Origin of the sequence: Proteus vulgaris, assembly GCF_016239305.1 — a bacterium.
GTDB classification, from domain to species: domain Bacteria; phylum Pseudomonadota; class Gammaproteobacteria; order Enterobacterales; family Enterobacteriaceae; genus Proteus; species Proteus vulgaris_C.
Window position 1 is genome coordinate 1 of the sequence record NZ_JAEHOQ010000049.1, and the last position, 4,282, is coordinate 4,282.

Sequence of the window (4,282 nt, forward strand, 5' to 3'; positions counted from 1 at the left end):
TGTAGTGATTGCAGCAGTCAGAGTTGTTTTACCATGGTCAACGTGGCCGATAGTACCAACGTTAACGTGCGGTTTTGAACGTTCAAATTTTTCTTTAGACATTTAAATTGTCCCTCTAAGACACGGAATCGGTGGTTACACCACATCAACCAAGCAGTAAGTAAATTAGCGATTTGCTATTGCTTGTTAAGATTTTAATCAGGGAGGCAAGAACATGAAGGAGTGGTGCTGATAGGCAGATTCGAACTGCCGACCTCACCCTTACCAAGGGTGCGCTCTACCAACTGAGCTATATCAGCACATCTGGAGCGGGCAGCGGGAATCGAACCCGCATCATCAGCTTGGAAGGCTGAGGTAATAGCCATTATACGATGCCCGCAGAACTCGGCTACCTGACTTAAAATCAGCTTTGTATTCTACTTAAGTGTTTACTATTTGAAAACACTTAAGTAAGGAATTAATGGTGGTGGGAGAAGGATTCGAACCTTCGAAGTCTGTGACGGCAGATTTACAGTCTGCTCCCTTTGGCCGCTTGGGTATCCCACCAACTAAATTTTAATGGTGCCGGCACCAAGAGTCGAACTCGGGACCTACTGATTACAAGTCAGTTGCTCTACCAACTGAGCTATGCCGGCTAAGTGGTGCGCATTCTAGGAGGACTTTCATCATGATGCAACAAAAAAATTGCGATATTTGTTCTTTTGCTTAGATTTTGTTCATTTTTGATTGAATTGTTGATTTTTTAAGAAAAAAACGACCAAAATGACAACAACAATTCAAGATAAATTCAAATCCTAATTTATCTTTTAAGCCCTAAATTTATTGTGTTCAATAAATTTTTAGAAAAAAAATTAATTATGCACTCATTAGTCTACGCTAAAAAATAATTTTCATGTCTATTTTTTATACTTTTTTTACAAATTTATTCAGTTCGCGTCAAAAAAAGTAGAAAAATTTTAAAAATATCTACGCCAATGAAGCATGACTCGTTATGATGCTGTTTATTTTTTATCGGATACGGGTGTTTTAAACAGCCTGTCCAACCTGCGAAGACTAGGCAGATGTTGGCTTATGAATAACAAAGAACGCTTTATAACCCCTTATTTAGAATTTGACAGAAAGCACTGGGCAACGTTAAGAGATTCCGTTCCTTTAACGCTAACAGAGAAAGAAATTGCAGACTTAAAAGGAATTAACGAAGAAATTTCTATTGATGATGTTATTGAGATTTATCTTCCTCTTTCAAGATTACTCAATTTTTACATTAGCTCTAACTTACGCCGTCAAGCTGTCTTAGAGCAATTTCTTGGCACAAGAAGCGCTAAAATTCCATATATCATTGGTATCGCGGGTAGTGTTGCTGTCGGTAAAAGTACGACAGCTCGCTTGCTACAAGCACTTTTAACGCGTTGGCCAGAGCATCGTAAAGTAGATTTAATTACTACTGATGGTTTTCTTTTACCTAATGCAGAATTAAAAAAACGCGGGATAATGAAGAAAAAAGGGTTTCCAGAATCCTATGATATGCATAGCCTTGTCTCTTTCGTTTCTGATATAAAATCAGGGAAGAAGCAAGTGACAGCTCCTGTCTATTCTCATTTAGTGTATGACATCATTCCAGATAAGAAACAGGTTATTGAGCAACCTGATATCTTAATTCTCGAAGGATTAAATGTATTACAGAGTAATCAAGACTATCCTCATGATCCACATAATGTTTTCGTATCAGATTATGTAGATTTCTCTATTTATGTTGATGCTGAAGAAGAATTACTAAAACACTGGTATATCAGTCGCTTTTTAAAATTTAGAGAAGGTGCATTTACTGATCCTGAATCGTATTTTAATAATTACTCTAAATTAAGCAGAGAAGAATCTATAGAGATTGCCGCATCAATTTGGCAAGAAATTAATGGATTAAACTTAAAACAAAACATTTTGCCAACAAGAGAAAGAGCAAGTTTGATCTTAACCAAAGGTCATAATCATACAATTAGCAATGTTAGATTACGTAAATAAAACTGAACAATTATTTACTGATTTCATCTAGCTCTAAATAGATTTAATAATACAAATAACAAAAAAGCTTTCCGATTAGAGAAAGCTTTTTCAATTTCAGATATTCAACGAAATTTAAAACATTACGACGCACTTCGTAGCGAAATCTCACCACCTATATAAGGTATGATTTTGCCATCTTGTTCTAAAAGTAAAGCCCCTTGATCATTGATACCCTTGGCAATACCAAGGATCTCTTTTTCACCAATAATAAGCTTTACTCGCCTATTCATAAAGTTATCTAAACCTTTCCAACGCTCTATAAAAATAGATAACCCTTGTTTCTCAAACTGAACAAATGCTTCCCTTAATGCATTAGTAATTTCACAAGCAAGTTCATTTCTATCAATCTTAATACCAACTTGCTCTAAATTAATCCATTGTTGATTAATTACTTCATTTTGATTTTTACTCATCGCAATATTGATACCAATACCCGTTACAATATGAGCAACATCACCTGTCTTCCCTGTTAATTCAACAAGAATACCTGAAAGTTTTTTATCATTTAAATAGAGATCGTTAGGCCATTTAACTTTAATGCCGTCTGCGCCAAGTTTTTGCAATACTTCAGCCATAATAACACCGACAACCAAACTCAACCCTATTGCTGCTGCAGGTCCTTGATCGAGTTTCCAATACATACTCAAATATAAATTTCTACCAAAAGGCGAAATCCATTGGCGCCCTCTTCTACCTCGCCCAGCAGATTGGTATTCAGCAATACAGACATCACCCGATTTTAATTCGCTAATACGTTGGATCAAATACTGATTTGTAGAATCTATAACAGGAATAACACTAGCCGGCTCACCTTTAATATTCTGGTTCACAATATCTGCGTTCAATAAGTTCATTGGCGCATCTAATTGATACCCTTTCCCTGCAACCGTCTGAACGTCGATACCCCAGCTACGCAATGTTTGAATATGTTTATTAATGCCTGCTCGAGTCATTCCTAAACTTTCACCTAATTGCTCTCCTGAATGAATATTTCCATCAGCAAGAGTCTCAATTAATAATAAAGGAGTTGGTCTTTCTTTCATGAAATAGCATCCACAGCATTAATTTCACCATATTGACCAATAAAGCGAACTTCAGGCTCTAATTGCACCCCAAAGCGTTCTGAGACTTTCTGGCGAATATATGCCGCTAAGTTTACAATATCTTCACCTGTCGCGGTGCCTTCTTTATTAATAAGTACCAGTGCTTGTTTAGTGTGGACTGCCGCACCACCAATTTGATGCCCTTTAAGGCCACATTGATCAATCAACCAACCAGCGGCAAGCTTCACACCATCTAGCTGTACATATTGAGGACAGAATGGGTATTTCGTTTTTAATTGTTGTGCTATACGAATATCAACAATTGGATTTTTAAAAAAACTTCCAGCATTACCCGTTATTTCTGGATCTGGTAGCTTGCTCGTTCTCATTAAGCATACAGATTCAAACACATCCTTTGGTGTAACAGTTTCTAATGATAGTTTTGATAAATTGCCATAAGTAAGAATAGGCTCCCATTTTTTACTTAATAGCAAACCAACAGCAATAATAGCAAAGCCTTGCTGATAATGATGTTTGAAAATACTATCGCGATAACCAAACTCACATTCTTCATTTGTTAATCGGCTAATATTGCCTGTACTTAATTCAACAATATCAACATAGTCACAAACATCTTTCAGCTCTTTACCATAAGCACCAATATTTTGTATTGGCGCAGAACCAACATTGCCTGGGATCAACGCTAAATTTTCCAATCCATAGATATTTTTTTCTAACAGATGTTCAATAAGTGCATGCCAATTCTCACCAGCTCCAACATGAACAGACCAATATTGTTCATTTTCAGTAATTTCAACGCCAGCAATACAGTTACGGATAACAATACCATTAAAATCTTCAGTAAATAGTACGTTACTACCGCCACCTAGAATAAGGATTGGTAATTTCTTCTCATGGGCATTTTGCCAATATGTACAAAGCTCATCTTTATTATTTGCAGTTTCTATTTGGTGAGCTTTTGCTCTCAAACCAAATGTATTAAATGCTTGCAATGAAACCGATTCTTTCATGAAAGTCTACCTCATTTAGCTGATAGCTTAGTTTAACAGCCAAGCATCGTTGAGGATAGCAAAGTGATAAGTGATTAGAGGAGAGAAAATATATTTGCATTTTAAATGTCTTAAACGCAAAAAAGCCAACCCATTGGGTTGGCTTTC

Annotated in this window: 4 protein-coding genes and 4 tRNA genes; 1 reads left to right on the forward strand and 7 read right to left on the reverse strand. The window is 36.3% G+C overall.

Annotated features, from left to right (window positions below):
* The 5 genes from JEP40_RS18820 to JEP40_RS18840 all read right to left on the reverse strand — a co-directional run.
* The coding region (locus tag JEP40_RS18820; protein WP_232799363.1) for a GTP-binding protein at positions 1-102 on the reverse strand (102 nt) is incomplete at its 3' end.
* 121 nt (positions 103-223) lie between these two features.
* A tRNA-Thr gene (locus tag JEP40_RS18825) sits at positions 224-299 on the reverse strand.
* Between the two features lie 5 nt (positions 300-304).
* A tRNA-Gly gene (locus JEP40_RS18830) sits at positions 305-379 on the reverse strand.
* An 82-nt stretch (positions 380-461) separates the two neighbouring features.
* Positions 462-546 (reverse strand) — tRNA-Tyr (locus JEP40_RS18835).
* Positions 547-559: 13 nt separating this feature from the next.
* Positions 560-635: transfer RNA gene (locus tag JEP40_RS18840), tRNA-Thr, on the reverse strand.
* Positions 636-1,071: 436 nt separating this feature from the next.
* Between JEP40_RS18840 and coaA the strand changes: the two genes are divergently transcribed.
* Complete coding sequence (coaA, locus tag JEP40_RS18845) at positions 1,072-2,019, forward strand: type I pantothenate kinase (RefSeq protein ID WP_198624791.1); 948 nt, start codon at positions 1,072-1,074, stop codon at positions 2,017-2,019.
* Positions 2,020-2,141: 122 nt separating this feature from the next.
* On the opposite strand, the gene birA is transcribed toward coaA, so the two are convergent.
* Both birA and murB read right to left on the reverse strand, forming a co-directional pair.
* Positions 2,142-3,104: a bifunctional biotin--[acetyl-CoA-carboxylase] ligase/biotin operon repressor BirA gene (gene birA / locus JEP40_RS18850; protein WP_198624792.1), complete on the reverse strand. Its 963-nt coding sequence runs from the start codon at positions 3,102-3,104 to the stop codon at positions 2,142-2,144.
* Entirely contained in the window at positions 3,101-4,135 is a 1,035-nt protein-coding gene (gene murB / locus JEP40_RS18855) for a UDP-N-acetylmuramate dehydrogenase (protein WP_198624793.1), read from the reverse strand. The genes birA and murB overlap by 4 nt, the downstream gene beginning before the upstream one ends.
* Between the last annotated feature and the right edge of the window lie 147 nt (positions 4,136-4,282).

Excerpts from the sequence above, each read along its gene's own strand:
- birA (WP_198624792.1), bottom strand. The coding sequence starts at position 3,104 with ATGAAAGAAAGACCAACTCCTTTATTATTAATTGAGACTCTTGCTGAT.
- murB (WP_198624793.1), bottom strand. The coding sequence starts at position 4,135 with ATGAAAGAATCGGTTTCATTGCAAGCATTTAATACATTTGGTTTGAGA.
- coaA (WP_198624791.1), top strand. The coding sequence starts at position 1,072 with ATGAATAACAAAGAACGCTTTATAACCCCTTATTTAGAATTTGACAGA.